Source organism: Pseudoalteromonas sp. M8 (assembly GCF_018141365.1).
Classification (GTDB): domain Bacteria; phylum Pseudomonadota; class Gammaproteobacteria; order Enterobacterales; family Alteromonadaceae; genus Pseudoalteromonas.
This window is the reverse complement of the sequence record NZ_CP047239.1, coordinates 968,400-988,613: the sequence shown is the minus strand read 5'-3', so window position 1 is coordinate 988,613 and position 20,214 is coordinate 968,400. Positions and strand designations below refer to the sequence as shown.

General features: G+C 45.4%; 14 protein-coding genes. 13 read left to right on the top strand and 1 reads right to left on the bottom strand.

What is annotated here, in order from left to right:
* Positions 1-59 precede the first annotated feature (59 nt).
* The 13 genes from GSF13_RS04010 to GSF13_RS03960 all read left to right on the top strand — a co-directional run bounded on the left by GSF13_RS04010 (position 60) and on the right by GSF13_RS03960 (position 18,284).
* Positions 60-2,285: an EAL domain-containing protein gene (locus GSF13_RS04010; protein WP_249122636.1), complete on the top strand. Its 2,226-nt coding sequence runs from the start codon at positions 60-62 to the stop codon at positions 2,283-2,285.
* A gap of 194 nt (positions 2,286-2,479) precedes the next feature.
* A complete protein-coding gene (locus GSF13_RS04005) occupies positions 2,480-3,394 on the top strand; it encodes an alpha/beta hydrolase (RefSeq protein WP_211865269.1) in 915 nt (304 codons plus the stop codon).
* A 52-nt stretch (positions 3,395-3,446) separates the two neighbouring features.
* A complete protein-coding gene (locus GSF13_RS04000) occupies positions 3,447-4,382 on the top strand; it encodes an alpha/beta hydrolase (protein ID WP_211865268.1) in 936 nt (311 codons plus the stop codon).
* Positions 4,383-4,400: 18 nt separating this feature from the next.
* Complete coding sequence (locus tag GSF13_RS03995) at positions 4,401-5,297, top strand: AraC family transcriptional regulator (protein ID WP_211865267.1); 897 nt, start codon at positions 4,401-4,403, stop codon at positions 5,295-5,297.
* Positions 5,298-5,396: 99 nt separating this feature from the next.
* Positions 5,397-5,885, top strand: coding sequence for a Plug domain-containing protein (locus GSF13_RS24580; RefSeq protein ID WP_249122635.1), 489 nt, complete (start codon positions 5,397-5,399; stop codon positions 5,883-5,885).
* Between the two features lie 95 nt (positions 5,886-5,980).
* A complete protein-coding gene (locus GSF13_RS03990; protein ID WP_249122634.1) occupies positions 5,981-7,924 on the top strand; it encodes a TonB-dependent receptor in 1,944 nt (647 codons plus the stop codon).
* Positions 7,925-8,010: 86 nt separating this feature from the next.
* Positions 8,011-8,427 (top strand): glycoside hydrolase family 20 zincin-like fold domain-containing protein, encoded by a 417-nt coding sequence (locus GSF13_RS24575; protein WP_249122633.1) that lies wholly within the window; start codon positions 8,011-8,013, stop codon positions 8,425-8,427.
* Positions 8,428-8,435: 8 nt separating this feature from the next.
* A complete protein-coding gene (locus GSF13_RS03985) occupies positions 8,436-10,295 on the top strand; it encodes a family 20 glycosylhydrolase (RefSeq protein WP_249122632.1) in 1,860 nt (619 codons plus the stop codon).
* 142 nt (positions 10,296-10,437) lie between these two features.
* Positions 10,438-13,182: a family 20 glycosylhydrolase gene (locus tag GSF13_RS03980; protein WP_211865265.1), complete on the top strand. Its 2,745-nt coding sequence runs from the start codon at positions 10,438-10,440 to the stop codon at positions 13,180-13,182.
* An 87-nt stretch (positions 13,183-13,269) separates the two neighbouring features.
* The gene (locus tag GSF13_RS03975) at positions 13,270-13,845 is read left to right on the top strand and encodes an RNA polymerase sigma factor (RefSeq protein WP_010375741.1); all 576 of its coding nucleotides are present in this window, start codon (positions 13,270-13,272) and stop codon (positions 13,843-13,845) included.
* Between the two features lie 23 nt (positions 13,846-13,868).
* A complete protein-coding gene (locus GSF13_RS03970) occupies positions 13,869-14,912 on the top strand; it encodes a FecR domain-containing protein (protein ID WP_206472692.1) in 1,044 nt (347 codons plus the stop codon).
* Positions 14,913-14,986: 74 nt separating this feature from the next.
* Positions 14,987-17,659, top strand: a complete 2,673-nt coding sequence (locus GSF13_RS03965; protein WP_211865263.1) for a TonB-dependent receptor — start codon at positions 14,987-14,989, stop codon at positions 17,657-17,659.
* Positions 17,660-17,768: 109 nt separating this feature from the next.
* Positions 17,769-18,284: a hypothetical protein gene (locus GSF13_RS03960; protein WP_039496335.1), complete on the top strand. Its 516-nt coding sequence runs from the start codon at positions 17,769-17,771 to the stop codon at positions 18,282-18,284.
* 187 nt (positions 18,285-18,471) lie between these two features.
* On the opposite strand, the gene GSF13_RS03955 is transcribed toward GSF13_RS03960, so the two are convergent.
* Positions 18,472-19,260, bottom strand: coding sequence for a hypothetical protein (locus GSF13_RS03955; protein WP_211865261.1), 789 nt, complete (start codon positions 19,258-19,260; stop codon positions 18,472-18,474).
* Between the last annotated feature and the right edge of the window lie 954 nt (positions 19,261-20,214).

The following is a 20,214-nucleotide window of genomic DNA, read 5'->3' as shown; positions in this document are numbered from 1 at the left end:
CAATCATTTTACAAAACACCGCTAAATGCATCTTCACCATACTTAGGTTTGATTAGGCAATGAGACGGATATTCTTAGTTGTTGGTATTTTACTCTCCTTAACCATGCTTATGGCCGATAAATTGGGCTTATTCTTACTGTCACCAGTGACTTTTATCATCATCATCGCTTTAGTTTTTTTGTTTGTAGCACTGCTTTGGTGGCAAGCTCAAGATACTAAAAAAATTATGGTTGATGATGACTCTACCGTGCCACAAGCGGTGTTAGACAGCGATGGCGTTATTCTACAAGCCAATGACCAAATGCAATCCATACTGGGTGTTGGCAGCACAGTAATAGGGTTAAAACTTGAAAATTTAATCGCTGTGAGCGGTAACATCCATAGCGAGGGGAAGAGTGGTGCAATAAGCATGTTCGAAGCGCTTGTTATGCAAAGTTATGGTAATTGCACGACTAAACACAGTGGCAAAGTTATTAGTCCTGTTACTTTACCAATTAAAGTCGCGGATACCGTTACAGGGTATCTCTGTTATTTTAATACTAGCAACAGAGAAAACCGCCTCGCTCAAGCACTAGAAGAAGAAAAGGAATTGCTCGAAGTGACGCTGAGCTCTATTGGTGATGGCGTGATCTGTACAGACGTAAATGGCGTGATCACTTATATTAATCCAGTCACAGAAGCCATTCTCGCGATGTTAAATGAAGAAGTGGTCGGGCGGCGATTTGATGATGTGATGTCTATGTATCACGAAGAAACCAAAGCTTCGGTGAATCAATTCCCTGAACTTTGCCTAAAGCAAGGCCATACCATTTGTTTACCTGAACTCACTTCCATCACCAATCATCTTGGTCTTACCTTTGCTATCCAAGATTCCTTCTCTCCTATTATAGCTAAAGATGGCAGCTACCTTGGCACTGTAATGGTCTTTCAAGATGTGACAGAGTCGAGATTGATGGCGAAAAAAATGAATCACCTAGCTCATCACGATGCATTAACTGGGTTACCCAATCGCTTATTGCTGCATGACCGTTTAGTGCAGGCTTGTAAACGAGCCAAGCGCATGAGTCACCAGTTTGCTTTGGTATTTATTGACGTCAACAAATTCAAAAAAATCAACGACTCACTGGGGCACGATTATGGCGACTTATTACTCAAAGAAATTGCGAGTCGATTAACTCAGCAAATTCGAGGGTGCGACACCGTTGCCAGAATGGGGGGCGATGAATTTGTGTTACTCATTGACGGGATCCAAGATAAAAAATACGTACGTAAGGTCGTGAGCAAAGTATTGAGTAGCGTTAATGGACAATATTGTTTGCGCCAAGTTAGTCTAAAAGCCACGGTGAGTGCTGGCGTTGCAATTTACCCTGATGATGGTGACAACACGGAAGCTTTGTTAAAGCATGCTGATACCGCAATGTATCGAGCTAAAAAAGCCACACAAACGGAGTTTCAATTTTATAACGCACGCCTAGATCACGAGTCGGAGCAGCGTTTAGTGCAAGAAAGTCGGATCATTCAGGGATTAGATAATCGAGAGTTTATTCCTTATTACCAGCCTATTGTCGATGCGCATACCCGCAAGATTAAAAAACTTGAAGTGCTCGCAAGGTGGCAGCAAGATGACCAATTGTTGGTACCTGAAGATTTTTTTGAAGCGGCATGTGATGGCGATCTGATGGTAGAAATTGGGCAACAGCTCAGAGCACTGGCCTTTCTGGCGATGAAAACATGGTTTTACGAGTACGATAATCTCGTGGTTAGCTTTAATTTTTCGCTTGCTGAACTAACCAATAAAACTGTAATAAAAAACTTTATGGAGCAGGCTGCGCAACATCAGTTGCCATCTCGGCAAATTGAAATAGAAATCAAAGAAGTTGACCTGATAGAGCTACTTGATAAAGCACCGGAAGTGATGGCGGAATTGGAGCAAACCGGTATGCGGATCTCGATTGATCATTTTGGTGTTGGGCATACCAGCATGCTGTACTTGCAAAAACTTACGTTTGAAACCATTAAAATTCCACCGGCTTTCCTTGCGACCCCTCAGTCGGTTGCTTCACAAAATGATATTGCAAAATTGATTGTACAGATGGCAAAGAGCTTGGATGTAGAATGTGTAGCGGTAGGTGTTGAGACCGCGTTGCAAGCTAAGTCTCTTAATCTCAATGGCTGTCACCTTATCCAAGGCAACCACCTTTTTGCTCCCGCCCCAGAGTCAGAGATCACCCCGATTCTCAGTACCCATATGAGCATAGAAAGGCGCAGATTAGGTCAAAACTAGGTACATTCTAGTAACTCAAATCTTTATCGTTTATGCGGTATGTAAATAAGTACTTTTCGTTGAAATAGACAAACACCTCATCATTTTAGGCAAACATTCATAATTACGCTTACCTATACTAGATAGCAACAAAGCGCAGTGTTCTTGGCAATGTATATCAGCGCATTAGTCACATTTATTTTTGAGGGTTTCACATGAACAAAGTTACTTTTCCAAACACAAATGGCTTAGCTATCACGCTTTCAGGTTTACTCAATTTACCTACAGAGTTTGACGAGTTGAAGACTTATCCTGCCATTGTTGTTTCTCATCCCGGTGGTGGCGTAAAGGAACAAACTGCTGGCACCTATGCATCTAGATTGGCGGAGCAAGGGTTCGTTACCATCGCCTACGATGCTTCATATCAAGGGGAAAGTACGGGTGAGCCTCGTCAATTAGAAAACCCACATGTGCGTACCGAAGATATCAGTGCTGTGATTGATTACCTTACGACCCTGCCATTTGTTGATAACGATCGAGTTGGTGTCATGGGGATTTGTGCTGGCGCTGGCTATTCGGCGAATGCAGCAATCAATGACCAAAGAATTAAAGCGGTTGGTATGGTCAGTATGGTAAATATTGGACAAATGTTTAGAAATGGTTGGGATAATAGCGTAGCTGATGCACTTGCTATGCCTTATATTCAGGCGGGGTCTGACGCTCGCTCTGCTGATGCAAATAGCGATGAAACAGCAACAATCCCTTTAGCACCCCTTAGAGAAGAGGATGCCCCTAACGAAGAACTTCGCCAAGCGTGGGAATACTATCATACAGCGCGAGCCGCACACCATACTGCGCCAGGTTTTGCAACTGCGCGAAGCCTGACTCAAATCATTACATACGATGCTTTTTTTAAGTCTGAAGCCTTCCTTACCCAACCTCTACTTGCGGTAGTTGGCAGTGTTGCAGGTAGCAAATGGATGAGCGATGACCTGATAGCAAGAGCGGCTTCAACAGACAAAGCCATGCATGTTGTTAACGGAGCAAACCACATGGAATTGTACGATGGCGAAGCGCAAGTCAATGAAGCCGTAAGCGTGTTGACAGCGTTTTTCAAACGTACGCTTTAGGTTTGGCTGTAAAAGGGTAATTACCACTCGTTACTTGGAATTGGAGATAACAATGGTTCAGCAAGAAATTACGTTTAGAAATAAAGACATGGCTTGGGATATCGCCGCACTGATGCTAACCCCAGATGACTTTAATCCCTTGAACAAATACCCAGCGGTAGTGTCAGTACATCCGTTTGGTAGCTGCAAAGAGCAAACGTCGAGTGCTATCTACGGACGAGCACTGGCCGATGCTGGCTATGTGGTTATTGCTTACGATGCCAGCTTTCAGGGTCATTCGGGAGGACTACCGCGATTCAAGGAAGATCCGCATCAGCGTGTTGAAGATATTAGCCATGCAATAGATTATCTTGTTACCTTAGATTTCGTGGATGCAAACCGTATTGCTTCACTTGGGATCTGTGGCGGCGGTGGTTATGTATTTAATTCAGCGCTTACAGAGAAAAGGATAAAAGCCGCGATCGGTGTGACGCCCGTCAACCTTGGTCGTTTGTTCCGTGAAGATTTCTCTGAATTTAATCCTTTAGGTACGCTTGAAGCGATATCACAGCAGCGTACCGCGGAAGCATTGGGGGCTGAAGGGCAAGTAAATGAGCTGCTACCGCCAAGCCTAGAATTTGCTAAACAAAACGGCTTAACGGAGCGTGATGTTTTTGAAGCGACCGAGTATTACAAAACAAAACGAGGCCAAGCTGAGGGCGGTGCAACGCGGATGTTGTTTTCGCACGCGCACAAAATTTTAAGTTGGGACGCGTTTGCATTTGCTGAAACGTTGATGACACAGCCTATGATGGCCATTGTTGGCCAAAAGATAGGTGCATTTGGCGCTTATCGTGATGGTAAGGCAATATACGGGAAGTCATTTGCTTCGGCAGACAGGCAATTGGTTGAATTATCAGAGTGGTCTCATTACGATCTTTATGATCATCCAGAAGCCGTTGCGTTAGCCGTGGAGCAAATTATTCCATTTTTAGCTAAGCATGTGTAAGCACTAAGGGGGAGTTAAATGGTTGAGGATTATCGTGAACTCGTGAAACCACTGGTACAGCGTGTACTGCTGTGCTGTAAAAAGTCCGGAGATCATGAGAGCCAAGTACAAAAGCTTTCTATGCATATTCGCAGTGCCCCAACAGAGCCATTACATTGTATTTATACGTTGAGTTTGGCGGTGGTGCTTCAAGGTACAAAGCAAATCTCGATAGATAACGAAATTTTGTTTTGCTCCGCAGGCCAAGCTATGCTGACGACGTTTGATTTACCGCTCATTTCTCATGTGACCGAAGCCTCTCGCCATCACCCCTTTGTTGGTATGCTTGTTAAACTCGATTACAACCTTATTTTGCAAACTGCGGCGGAGCTCAACTTAAGTAAGCCCGCAAAGCAGTCAGTCTCCAAATCTATCTCAATACATCATATTGATGCAGGCTTAACCGACGCATTGTCTCGATTATTTTCTCTTGAGTACGACGCAAATTTAAGAGATAGCTTAGCGCCGCTTATTGAAAAGGAAATCGTCATTAGATTGCTACAGGGGCCGCATGCTGAGATCTTAACTCGGTTGGCTTTTGAGGGGTCTGCAAGCAGTCAAATTGTAAAAGCAGTGAGCTGGCTTAAAACCAACTTTATGCGACCAATTGAAATCAATGAACTGGCAGACCGAGTGCACATGAGTGCGTCTTCTTTTCGGCAGCATTTCAAAAGTACCACAGGCACAAGCCCATTACAGTATCTTAAAACCCTGCGTTTACAAGAAGCGCGAGAGCAAATGTTGATTAATGGTTTAGATGCCAACCAAGCCAGTGGTGTGGTGGGTTATGAGAGCCCGTCGCAGTTCAGCCGTGAGTACAGTCGATTATTTGGATTACCACCGCAAAAAGACATTCAAAGACTTAAATTGAGCTAAGTTTAATAAAAATATTCCTAAAACTTTCCCTTCGTTCGTTTATAGATTTACAGAGCTTCACTCACTTGCTCTGCCAACAACAAGAATGAAGGGAATACCATGAGCAATAATACATCTCGTTATAACAAACATCTTATTGCGCTTGCTATCAGTGGCGCGTTATTGGGTTCGCACACAGCGGTTGCACAAACACAAGCACAAGAGACGCAAGAAACTACAGAAAAAAAGAAACTACTCGACCTTGAGCGAATTGTCGTGACTGGCAGCGGTGGGCGTGGCCAAACTAAGTTGGAATCATCGGTCTCAATTACCACATTAAATGCCGAACAGTTGGCGCGAGAAGCACCGCTAGGTACGGCGGATCTACTGGAAAGCGTGCCAGGCTTTTGGGTTGAAGATTCAGGTGGTGAAACCAACAATAATGTTGCGCCTAGAGGACTACGTGGCGGTGAAGGTTTCCGTTACATCGGCGTTGAAGAAGATGGGCTACCAGTGGTGTACGACGGCGTATGGGTTGATTTTTATCAGCGTCAAGATATCACGATTGAACATATGGAAGCGGTTCGTGGGGCACCTCAGGTCTACTGACCACAAATGGCCCCGCGGCGTTAGTAAACTTTATTACCCGTAAACCGGATGATATTGAAGAAGCGACGATCCGCTTAACTGCTGCCGATTACGGCATGTATCGCGGCGAGTTCTTTTATGGCACACCCATTAGTGACAACTGGAAAATGTCGATAGGTGGCTCTTATCGTCGTTCTGATGGTGTGAGAGACACAGAGTTTACCGCAGATCACGGCGGTCAACTTCGACTCAATTTAGTGCGTGAGTTCGACAAAGGCCAACTCACGCTGTCTGCCAAACACCTCAATGACCATACCACTTTCTTTGTGCCTATTCCGCTTAGAGATCAAAGCGACCCTAAAGGCATTGCTGGTGTTGACCCACAGCATGGCACCTTGATTGGTAATGGTCAGCGCTTTTTACACTATTTACAGCCTGATGGCAGCTATAAAACACGAGACCTTAAAGATGGGCAGCATACCAAGTTTAGTACGCTGGGCTATCACTTAGATTGGGAGTTAAGCGACCGTTGGCTGCTAAATACCGCTGGCCGTTACTCACAGTTTGAAAACGACATGTATATTTTGCTTAACTTCGATAACTCGACACTCGTCAATGCCAATACCCGACTTGGACAGCAAGATGTGCAAAATATGCTGGACCAGTTTGCCAGTGATGGCGCCGTTGCCGCACGGTATCGATACGTCGATAGTGGTGAAATACTGACAGATGTTAGCAATTTAAACGGAAACGGCTTAGTCACCACAAGCTACCCGCTTTATTCGCGCTACGATGCTGAGCAATTTGTTAATAAGCTCAATTTTACCTATGAAGGTGATCAGCACACGCTGACCATTGGGTGGTTATTTGCCTATGTAGATGCGGATTCCTTGCCAGTTGATAAATGGGAATCGCAGTTTTTAACGGAAGTAAAAGACAATGCTCGATTACTCGATATTGTTGCAGTTAACAGTAATCAGCAAGTGGTTGGTCAACTAACCGAGCACGGCTCAACAGGTTATGCTCCTGGCTGGGGTCAGGCAAGCGCTTTTGGTACCAGTACTTCCAACTCTTTATTTATTAATGAACAATATCAAGCAACCGATAACCTTCGTATTGACGGTGGTGTACGGATTGAGTGGTTGGAGCTAGATAGCACCGCCTCCGCAACCACATTTGCACAGCCTGTTGCGGGCGCTTTTGACAGCGCTGGTAATGACATAGATAACAATCTTGCCAACAATTACGTCGATATGCCGTCACACAAATTCCTGTCAAAAACTCGTAGCGAAACCGAAACCGCATGGACGGTGGGATTCAATTATACCTTCTCGGATGATGTGTCAGTATTTGGTCGTTATGCCGACGCCTTCGAAATGCCAAGGTTAATGAGCTTCGGTCAGAATATTCACTCAGGGGTTGATGCCGACTTTAATGACAGCGTTAATCTAACCTTTAGCGAGTTGGGTGTTCGCTATGCTGGTGATTCAATTGGCGCATCACTGACCTTGTTTAGAACTAAATTTAATGACTTAGTGGAACGTAATTTTACCGGCAGCGATGGTGAAGTGGCGAATCAAACGATAGACACTGTCACCGATGGTCTTGAGTTTGAAACAGTGTGGCAGGCGCATGACAATTTACAGCTTGAGCTGACTGGCGTGTTGCAAGACCCAAAAATGGAAGGATTTACCGGAGCATTTGCACATTGGGAAGGCAAGCAAGTGAAGCGCACACCCAAAGTGCAGCTTAGGTTAACGCCAACCTACTACTTTGACGATGGTGATATCTATTTAACTATTCACCATTTAGGGGAGCGTTACTCAGATGGGGAGAATAAGTTTGAGCTCCCTGCCTACACCACAATCGATATGGGGGTGAATTATCGCTTTACCGACGCGGTTGCGCTGCATGTGAAAGCGACAAATATCAGTGATGAGCTCGGGTTAACCGAAGGAAACCCGCGGGCCATCAACGATGTTCAAGCAGGATACGACTATTACTATGCTCGGCCGATCTTAGGACGCACCATCAGCGCCTCGCTGACGCTTAATTTCTAGTATTTCCCTTGCTAATTTGCACACAGCCCAGTGCTCATTAGTTCACTCAAGCCCGCTAAAAGCGGGCTTTTCTCAGGAAGTTATTTATGAACCAGAGTGTCTTTTATACATTTTTGCAAAGCAGTTTATTACTGTTTTCTTTGTTGCTCACACCACTTTGTGCAGCGCTACAGATCACCCCAAAACCACTGAGTGCTAGTGTTGGTAATGGTCACTTTAACCTTACCCATGACAGTAAAATTACCTTTAACCAGCAGCAAGCTCAACGCGTTGCGCAGCAATTAGCGACCTTTTTACGCTCGCCTACGGGCTATCAGTTGCCAGTGTCTCAGGCTGATAGCACAACTAAAAATAGTATTGCCTTTAAGATTGTCGATGCACCGCTATCTCAAGAGGGATATGCGCTGAGCGTTACACCTGAAAGGGTTGAAATACAAGCGAATACTGCGACCGGATTATTTTGGGGATGCAGTCACTGCGACAATTACTCCCTGCTGAGATAGAGTCGCGTATGCCCATCAATCAGGCGAATTGGGCAATACCTGCGGTAGAAATAAAAGATCAGCCCCGATTCTCATACCGTGGCATGCATTTAGATGTAAGTCGGCACTTTTTCGATGTGGCGTTCGTGAAGCGTTATATCGATTGGCTGGCGATGCATAAATTCAATGTCTTTCAGTGGCACCTAACCGATGATCAAGGCTGGCGAATCGCCATTGATGCGTACCCTAAACTAACCGAGATTGGGGCAACACGGCCTAATACCGTGGTTGGCCATACCTATGATTATCAACCATTGTTTGATAATAAAACGGTATCGGGCTTTTATACCAAGGCGCAAATTAAGGAAGTGATTGAGTACGCGCAGGCGCGACATATTGAAGTGATCCCTGAAATCGATATTCCAGGGCATAGCAGTGCGATGCTTGCCGCATATCCCGAGTTATCTTGCCACCAGCGCGCAGTAAAGGTGCAGCCGCAGTTTGGGATTTTTGAAGATGTGCTTTGTCCCCGTGAAGACGTGTTTGCGTTTCTTGCTGTTGTATACAAAGAGGTTGCCGAGCTATTTCCGAGCCAATATATCCACATTGGTGGCGATGAGGTGATAAAAAAGCAGTGGTTAGAAAGCCCCGAGGTGAAAAAGTTGATGCAACAGCATCAGTTAACCACACCTGAGCAAGTGCAAAGCTATTTTATTAAACGGGTCGCTAAAATCGTCCAAAATCTTGGTAAAACGGTGATTGGTTGGGATGAAATATTAGAAGGAGGGGTAGCGGATGACGCCGTGATCATGTCTTGGCGGGGCACGGAAGGAGGCATCCAAGCTGCAAAAATGGGCCATCAGGTGATCATGAGTCCTTATCAATATATTTATTTTGATGCTTATCAATCGCGCAATCTTGATGAGCCCAAAGCCATCCACGGGCTTTCAAGTCTAAAAAACGTTTATCAATATGAGCCACAGCCGAGCCACTTAAGCGCTGAGCAGCAAGCCTTTATTATTGGTGCGCAAGGGGCACTTTGGACTGAATATATAAAAACACCTCGTCATGCCGAGTATATGCTGTTTCCGCGCTTGAGTGCGCTGGCCGAAACATTGTGGTCGAATAAAACACAAAAGTCGTGGTCTGATTACAGCCAATATCGGTTACCCGCGCTTATAAAACGCTACCAGAAGATGCACCTCAATACCGCTTATAGTAGCCATAAGCCTATTATTTCAAGCGAGATTAATGGGCAGCAGCTCGTCGCCACCATCACCTCTGAAATTGCCGACACGGCTATTTACTATACCTTAGACGGCAGCGAGCCAACGCTACAATCGCAGCAGTATCAAAAGCCGCTAGTGATAACTGACGAAACGCAGCTTCGCGCCCGCAGTTATGTAAGCGATTTGGGGCAATTGGTAGGCGATGCGCGTTTAACGCTTTCACCTCATTTAGCGCTTGGAAAAGAAATAACGCTTGCCTCGCTAGCTGCCGAAGGCTCAGCGATTAAGCTGCAGGATGGTCAATTTGCTTATGATCAATTTTACAGCGTTGATGATTACGCGATTTTTTACGATACCGATCTTGAGGCGGTTATTGACTTTGATGCGTCAACGCAAGTGCAGCAGGTTAAGCTGGGCTTTGACAGCGGGCGACATAGACAACTGCACCCGCCAACACATATTCAAGTGCTGGGTTCAAGCGATAAACGGCAGTGGCAAACGTTAGCTGAGGTTAATAATCCGCGTGGGCCCATGTCGGTGTTGTCGTTTGCTCCTGTAAGTGTGCGCTTTTTAAAGGTGGTGGCCATTAATAGTAAGCAATCTGACGATATTCAAATCCCCAAACTTCCCCTGTATATCGATGAAATAGCGGTATATTAATCACACCAGCCCTAATACTAAATACGTAATTAGGGCATTATTTATGATTCCATTCCCAACTTCCTCGGCTCAAACGTTTACATAGATAGAGTGGCAGCAGTACGCGCTCTATCCGAACAATAACAATATTTTAGGAGCCAACATGTTTGCAAAAAAACAGATAATTACTGCCTCACTGTCAGGCTTAGCCTTGTTGACTGCGAGCCACTATAGCGTCGCACATCCTCACCCAGATAACTTAGTATTACGCTGGCAAGTCGTGGATCATGGCATTGGAGAAAACATCTTTCTTGGCAGTCTGACGATTACTAATAATGGTCTTGAGCCATTGGGTGAGTCTGGCTGGGCGCTTTATTTTAGCTCGGTAAGGCCGCCTGCAAGCGTACTACCAGACTCAGATCCAAATGGTCAGTATGCGCGCCAGCATATCGCCGCACAGAATCTAAGTTTAGAAAATGCCGATGACGCAAAAAGTGGTGATTACTTTGTACTTAAGCCCACAGCGGGTTTTGCCCCCATTCAACCGGGTGAATCTCGTACTATTGAAATCGTTGCACAGTATTGGCAAATGCTGAAAAACGACTCACCATCGGGTTTTCACATTAGCTACAATAGTCAAGCGCCTCAAGCTGTGCTGGTGGACGTGATGATGAACCCAAGCGATCCAAAACAAACAAAGCAAGCGGTTAACGATAATATGCCGGTGCAAACGTCCGCCATCCGATTCGCCGAAAACAGCGCGACGCACATGGCATTGCCGCTGAAAAATCGCTTGGTTCCGCAGCCCCATTCAGTGGTAACACCGAATGATGAATTCTTAACTTTGATGAGCCAATTAACCAGTATTTCAGCGCCAGCTTCACTGGCTAAAGAAGCCACCTTCTTACAAACGGCACTGCGCGATATTCTGAGTGGCACATTTGCGATTAATAGCACCGTGCAAAATGGCCCGAACCTTATCAAGTTGCAGCTAGACCCAAATCTCGATACCAATCAAGACAATCAGCCGGACGCAAGTGGTTATAAGCTTGAGGTCGATGCATTTTCGGGGATCACCATTACTGGAAGTGACGCCCAAGGGGTGTTTTATGGTATTCAAACACTTCGTCAAATGATCCCAACCACTGTGTATAAAACGGCTAAAAACTCAGCCACTTTGTCCGACAATGCCGTACTACCCGCTAGCACTATTTTGGATGCACCACGGTTTGAATATCGAGGCATGATGCTGGATGTGTCGCGTAATTTCCAAAGCAAAGAAACGGTATTTAAGTTGTTAGACTTAATGGCTTTTTACAAGTTAAACAAATTTGAAATTAACCTTGCCAACGATGAAGGTTGGCGACTAGAAATTCCCGGTATTCCTGAACTCACGGAGTTTGGAGCAAAGCGGGGATATGACCTGAGCGAAAGTACGATGCTGCATACGTTTATGGGAGCTGCCAATGGATTTGCGCCAGGAGATGGGATTGAAAATAAACCCACGGATGAAACAGCTGCAAACTTAGGTACCGCGCCTAGTTATCAAGGCTTTGAAATTGCTCAGCAAAACTTTCTCGGTAAAGGCTGGGGCTACTACACGGTGAATGATTTTAAAGAAATTCTTCAGTATGCCGCTGACCGTCATATTGATGTGATCATCGAATATGATTTTCCAGCCCATGCGCGCGCAGCAATCAAAGCGATGGAATATCGCTACAACAAATACAAAGATAGCGACCCAGCTGAAGCAAATCGTTTTAGATTGATTGATCCGCTCGACCAGTCGCAGTATTACACCCCACAATTTTATACCGACAACTTTGTGAACCCAGCACTTGAGAGCACCTTTACTTTCCTCAACCATGTGGTGAAAGAAACTCGCGCCATTTATGATGCCGTGCCCGATGCGACATTGACTCGGCTGCATGGCGGTGGTGACGAGCTGCCACATTTAGGTCCGAATGAATGGTGGGCGCAATCTCCAGCGGTCGATCAAAACCCAGCTACAGCAGGCAAAACCGATGCAGAGCTGTTTGACTACTTCTTTTTACGCTGGAAGCAGATAGTCAATCAGCATGGTTTTGATATGGCAACTTGGGGCGATGTGTTGTCGCACAATGGTACGGGTAATGTTAGTTACGGTGAGATATTCCCCGTGTTTTGGAATAACGTGTGGGGTTGGGGCAATGAGCATCAGGCCTACAAGTTTGCTAACCAAGGTCACAAAGTCGTGCTGGCCCATGCGACAAACTTGTATCTTGACCTTGCGTATAACAAACATCCTGATGAAATAGGCTATCACTGGGCAGGTTACACAGATACCAAAAAGGCGTTTGAATATCGTCCGTTTAATATCTACGCTAACGCCGAGCATGACAAGCTGGGCAACCCAGTACCGTGGGACCCAAAATGGGTGTTACTGAGCGAAGCGGGTAAACAAAATGTTCAAGGTATTCAGGCGCAACTTTTTGGCGAAAACCAAAAGTCACCAGAAATTCTTGATTATATGACTTTCCCGAAATTACTGGGGGCCGCTGAGCGTGCATGGGTGCAAGATATGCCAGCGCAAGGCGCAGCGACTACCGAGGCTTGGCACACCTTTACCAACACTTTAGGACAATACGCTCTACCACTATTGGACTATTACCAAGTGGTCGATATTAATGCTCAAATACCACAGCAGGTCGGGGTAAATTATCGTATTCCATTACCTGGAGGCGCGATTGAAGGTGGTAAGTTAATCGTCAATACCCGGTTTGTTGGCATGGCTACGGAGTATTCGATTGACCAAGGCGTAACATGGCATCGCTATGAAGGGCCTGTGACATTGACCGCGTCATCTAAAGTACAACTCAGAACGGTGAGTGATTCGGGCAAGGTAAGCCGAGTCGCAACGGTTAATTAAGCAAATTGGTTTAAGCAACGCCAGCGAACCTATTAATTTATGGGTTCGCTGCACGCTAACACAAATGGAAGAGTAGGATGCGTATTCATGCCACCGTTATTATCTTTTAAGCGTAAAGCAGTCGATACCACTACGGTAGCTGCAAACGACGACCTTGCACGTCGTCAACAGGTAGAGGAGTTGTTTTTAAAACAACAGCAAAAGCTGATCCGCCACATTATGGGCAAAGGGTTAGACAAACGAGAGGCGGAAGACGTTGCCCAAGAGGCGTTTGTGAAATTGCTTGGACTTGAGCAGGATAATGTCAGCAACTATATCGCCGCGTACTTGTATAAAATTGCAACCAATTTGGCCATTGATAAGCTGCGGCGTAAAGCGCGTAGCCCGTTTGATGACCGTGAGCACGATAGCGATCAAATGCCACAACCTTACGCAAGTGCTAACCCTGAACAAAACCACCACAACCAAGAGCTACTTAAAGAAATGGAAAAGTCTCTCGCAAGCTTACCCGACAAATGTAGGCTGGCTTTTTTATTGTATAAAATACGTGGTCAAAGCTATGAGGAGATAGCTTTGACCTTACAGATATCCCCAAGTATGGTAAGAAAATATGTATTACGTGCAGTTCGTCATTGCTACCAGCAGTTACAGCATGAGCTTTGATCATGAGTGTTAAGGATATAAACATGATTCCATTATCTGACGATTTAGCAATAATTGAAGAACAAGCCGCTGATTGGTTATTAGTCTTAGACGAGCAGCAGATCTCACCTCATGACAGCACTCAATATCCACAGCCGCTAAACGCTTGGCTAGCTGAAAATCCGCTACACAGTGATGTGTTCAACAAAATGTTGGAGCTTTGGACGCTTTCAGCCCAACTTGACGATGACTATGTTACTCAGCAGCTTGCACAGCTGGATGCACAAAACACCACGGCTGTAACTGACATTAAGCCACCATCCAAACGCCTCGCTCAGCCTTGGTATCTTGCGATTGCCGCGACTTTACTGCTGGTTGGTTTGGTGACTTTTATGGCACCAGAGCAGCCACTACAGCAAGCACCTGTTGCCAGTGCTAAGCCAGCCCCTGTCGATACAGTGTACAGCGAGTTCTTTCAAACCAAGGTCAATGAGCATCGCACCATTACGCTTGATGATAATAGTCAGGTTGATTTAGGGGCCAATAGCCAATTGGCTGTTCGCTACAGCAACACTTCAAGAGAACTACTGTTGTACCAAGGTGAGGCGCTGTTTAGCGTGAGTAAAGACAAACAGCGACCGTTTATCGTGCGCTACCAAAACAGCCAAGTTGAGGCGCTAGGCACAGTGTTTAATGTTCGCGCCAATCCGGCTTCAATTAGAGTCGATGTGCTTGAGGGCCGTGTGGCTGTGACTCAGCAACAAGCGATCAAATTGACCCAAGGGCAAGCGGTAGAAGTTACACAGCAAGGCGAAGTTACCCGTAGTAAAGCCCAAGGTGAAGCGTTGACCATGGCGTGGCAAAAAGGCTACTTAGTGTATCAAAACGCAGAATTAGGCAATGTGCTTAATGATGTGTCGCGATATAGCGAAATCAAAGTGAAGTTAAGCGATCAACGCCTAGCAAAGCTGACCTACAACGGCACCTTTTTAACCACTGAAATAGGCGATTGGCTCAACAGTTTAGAAAAAATTTATCCAATCACTGTGATGCAAAAAGGCGAGGAATACACCCTAATCGCAAATTAGCTAAAAGTGTCATAGCAAAGTCACAATATAAGTGGTACAAAGTTTATACAATAATAAAGACATTGATTTAAACTATGTTATTCAAGCTATTAATCCCGCTGTTAGCGTGGTTAATATGGTTTGGTGGCGTTGCATTTGCTACCACGGATCATCAATTTAACTTGCCTCAAGCGACTTTGCAGCAGCGTTTACTCGATATTGCTGCGCAAAGTGGCTGGCAGTTAAGTGCAGCCGAAATTCCAGATAACATTAGTGTTGAGCAGGTAACTGGCCGCTACACCCTCGAACAAGTCTTGCTTACCAGCTTTCAACAAGCGGCCTACGACTTTTCCCTAGACCCTGAGCAGCAGCGTATTTTTGTGACTCCTAAAAAACTTGAGTCTGCACAACACTTTGAGCGTATTATCGTAACGGGTGTAAGCGGCAAAAACCGTAGCATTTTAAACTCGTCTATTTCAATCACTCAGCTTGCAAGCCTACAACTTGAAAAACAAACGCCGTATTCCAGTGCAGAAGCGCTTAAAAATATCACCGGCTTTTGGGTTGAAGACTCGGGTGGCGAAACGAATAATAATGTTGCGCCAAGGGGACTTAGAGGCGGCGAGGGGTTTAGATTTATCAGCCTGATGGAAGATGGGTTGCCCGTGACCTATGACGGTATTTGGGGGGACTTTTTTTTACGTCCAGACCTAACCCATCAAGCCATTGAAGCGGTGCGGGGCGGCAGTAGCGGTATTTTTACTGTGAACGGGCCTGCGGCAATGGTGAACTATATCGGCAGGCGAGGCTCAGAAAATCCTTTTAATTTAGTGAAAGTGAGTCAGGGATTGAGCTATGACTACACTCGTTTTGATGGCGTGTTTAGCGGAGCGTTGAATGATGAATGGTTTTATACGGTAGGCGGGTTTTATCGTATATCCGACGGTATTCGGGAGCCGGGTTATCAAAGCGACTTAGGGGGCCAAGTGAGTGCGCGCATGAGCTGGTTAACCGATGCATTTGAGCTTGATTTTAGCTATAAACATTTAAACGATAAAACCAGCTTTTACGCGCCTTTAGTGATGCAAAACAGCGGCGAAATTCGAGAGCTGGCGAGCCTGCCTTATGACGATGGAACGCTACTGAGCGACGATCTCAGGTCGCTCACCTTCTTCACTCCGGAAGGACGCGTGCAGCGTGACTTAGAAGACGCTCAGCAAACACGCCTAAATAGCTACACTTTACTATTTAATACGCCGCTTTTTGAACACGTTAACCTGAGCAATCGTACGCGATTTTCAAGTTTAAACAATGACTTGTATACCTTAATGAATTTGGGCAACCAAACCATAGTCGACGCCACAAGCCGATTACAACACGCCGATATCACCGAATTTAAACGCCACTTTGCAAATAGCGCATTGCGCCCTCGATACTTACGTTATTCAGATAACACCTTAGTTGCCAACCCTGCAACGCTTAATGGTAATGGTCTCGTGACCGCTAGTTATCCTTTATATTCACGTTACAGGCAACAGCAGCTGGTAAATCATTTTAGTGTGGACTATCTCGACGCGCAGTGGTCACTGACCCTCGGCCATATTTACGCTCGAAGTGATTTCGACGAGTTACCACTAGATAAATGGCTTGGCGCGTTACTAACGGATGTAAAGCATCAACCAGAACGGCTGGACATCGTACTGGTTGATGGGCAAGAAAATGTGATTGCCAATTTTACCGAGCAAGGTTTTTTATCTTACGCCGGTCCCGTTTATTTAAGCGGTAGCGGCTTGTCTCAATCACATTCGCTGTATGCCAATATTGACTGGCAGCTCACTGAAAACCTTAGAGTTGATTTGGCACTTCGTAATGAACATCTGAATCTCACCAGCACGCTACTTGAAGGGGTAAAGTCGTACACCGACTCATCAAAAGCCACTTATTCTCACTACCTCCCAGCTACCACTTTACGTGATTCCTTTACGCAAAATGCGCTCAGTATTGGCGCAAATTACCAAATCGGCGACGCTATGGCGATATTTGCACGTTATTCCGACGCCTTTGAAATGCCACGGCTCATTAATTACGGCAATGGCCGCGGGTGGGCTAAAAGTGAAGAGGAGCGTGCACAACAAGATTTTGGTCAACCCATTCGCTTGGCGTTAGGTGAAGTTGGACTGCGTTATCAAACCGCTGATTGGCAGTTTAGTGGCGCGTTATTTGAGACCAAATTTGATCCGCTCCCGCTCACGGTGTACCGTGGTGCGGCTACGACTCAACAAGCCGTTTCAATCAATACCCAAACACGAGGGCTGGAGTTCGAATTTGACTATCAATATAGTCCGGCCTTGCAATTTAGAGCGATAGGTGTGTGGCAAGACGCTGGGTTTTATGGCATTCCCAAGCAATTGCCACAAAGCGAATTTAATGGCAATCAAATAACACGCACGCCGGAGTTACAACTACGACTAACGCCGGAATACAAAGCAGGACCTATTACCGCGGCTATCACCTGGTCGTATGTTGGTAAACGCTATTCTGATATCGCTAATCGTTTTGCCTTACCAGCCTATCAAACATGGGACTTATTTACCGAGTTGGCAGTTAATGAACAGCTCAGCGCACAGCTTGAGGTTAAAAACCTCACCAATGCTATGGGGCTAACTGAGGGCAATCCTAGGGATGATTTAAGCCACCAAGAGGCTATCTTTTATACTAGACCCATTTTTGGTCGCACCATCAAACTTTCGTTAAGTTATCAGTTTTAAGCGACACCGCTATTATTCGAGCAATTCTATTCCTTGACTTAAAGTGAACTTGAAGTTGTATGCTCCTCTTAACCGAATGACAGTGACCAAACGATAAGAGGCAGAGGCAATGCAAAATAGCTTAGATAAAATCGTCAATGACATAAAAGCCAACTGGAGCGGGCTAAATTCAAGCACCACAGTAACTGTACGTGAATTGTTAAGCGAACTTACTCAGTCTCCACCGCACGAGCCTTGGCTTGCGAGCATTATGCGTGAAAGACTAGCATCAAAAACACTCTACCAAGACCCTGAATATGGTTTTATGCTGCTAGTCCATGCAGAAGAAAAGGGCACGTACCGCCCGCCTCATGATCATGGCGCAGGTTGGGTATTTTATGCTGTGCAATCTGGCGAAATGGAAATGACAACTTACAAACCCATCACCACAGCAAGCGGCGAAACCCACCTCGTATCCCGAGGAACAGACACGCTCAAAGCCGGCGATTGCCGAGTGTTTCTACCCGGCGATATCCACGACACCCGCTGCTTAACAGATAACTTCGTTCAATATCGTTTAACCAGTTGTGACTTCAAAGAAGAGAAACGCTCAGGACGGATGATCCAGTATTTGAGGGAGGTGTAGTGGTTTGCCAAAACTCGAGGCGATAGTGGGTTTAATTGTCGTTGCTGATATTTAATCATGCAGTTTTGAAGGGGCTATAGCTGCTAAAAGCGAGGAACAGACGGTCGATCTAACTCATTCTTGGGCAAAAACATGTTAGAGCCTAGGGTCGACTTTGTGCCAAAGCCAGTCCGGCAACGTGCGCTTGTTAAGGCTCGGCACCACCTTCAGGTTCGATTGATTCAGGCGACGAGTCATCATTATCAGTAACAAGGCCAATGAGAAACTGAACTGGCTTTGTAAGTGCCTTATGTACTTTTAATGCTTTAGCTGTAAAAGAGTCGACTTTATCTATCAGCTTACCTAGTCGTTCGATAACATCAGGCTCCGAAGCAGCCACACTTGATAATTCACCCTGATTGGTTACTACCATACCTATGGTTGACTGGAGAGACTGTTTAAGGCCTTTTGCACCATTAATTTTATACATAGAAAGTGCCGTGCGTAAGCGTTCTATCTCTTCTAGAAGGGTAATCCTTATTCCTCCGTCCAATGAGCTACTTAGAACTGCGCTAAATAGTTCATCTATTAGCTTAGTGACTTGCGCTAAGTCTTCGTCTTTCAGCTGTTCTTCATTGTAGATCGATGACAAAAGTTCTGAGCAAAATTGGAGTCTTGTCATTACCCCATCATTAAGCTGCTGCTTTTGTGCTTTCCAGGTTGTGTTAAGTTGTAGAGGAAATATAGCCCTTTCAATTTGCGGGAATGATGATAGGTACAATTCTTTGTTTACACCTTCATTCATGCCGATAAGTCTCTTCACCTCTTCTCCAAGCTGATATACCTCAATTACCTTTCTAGTAATCGTGGAGTCATCACTTTCATCTTCGTCTAGAACCTGAGCCCACACTTGACGAACTTTTAGATCATCTCCTTTGCTTTTCGCTTTACGTAAAATCTCGTAATAACGACCAGCTGGATTATTGATATCTATCACTTTATCTCCTTAGTGATTCGAAAGGTTTAACATTTTAGTATTTATGCGACACGCAGTTTGTGTTGCATAATCGCTTGTTGGACTGAGTCGCTACCTGCTCGGTGTGTCCGAGTTGGTGTTGTTTATGCGATGGCTTACTTAGAAAAAGTAGGCTTTTTGGAGGTTCTCACTTTCCTAGCTAGTGTTATGTAAGCTTTCCGTGCATCGCTCAGCGCTTATTATGTATTCATTACACCTAAATTTGGCTTGATAAGCAATTATATTTTTTACGCATACTGAGGCCGCTAGCCTGAGCAATTAAGCAGGTTAACTACTTGATTTTACACAGCAGTCCTAATCAAACATACCCTCCTTGGCTAATATCAAAGCGCATCCATGCGCTTCTCGTTCATTCTTTTTAAACGACGAAAAAGAACGAACCAAGAAAACGTCGCCCCAGCATCACACTCAATCCTCAAATCCTAAGCCGATATAGTGCAACCGCCTTGTATGGCACATCCATGATGCCAGACAAGACTTGGCCGACATCCTGTCGGCACATTGCATATCGGCTTATGCTTTTCGGGTGTGATGGAGGGGGAATCGCGCTGTCTGTTAGTTCTGGTTTTATCTCCTGAAGCAGCTAAGTCGCTTACAAGCACCACAAGAATTTATCAGCGCCTTGTGTCTCCCTCATCACACCCGAAAGTAAAGTGCCAATGAGTCATTTCAACGCATGGATGCGTGAAAAGCTGTGACAGGGGCAAGGATGGCCCTTACACAGCGGTGACGTTCATATTGGCAATTTACTTGAGGAGTCAGTGTGATGTCGGGAGTGCCCTTTCTTTTGCATACTTGTTCTTTGGGCATCAAAGAAAAGTATGTCGTAGCCCATGGATGGGCGTCGAAACCAGTCAGGAGGACAGGCTGACTTAACTCATCGTCTCGAGTCTTTTGGAAAAGTCACCTTCCATG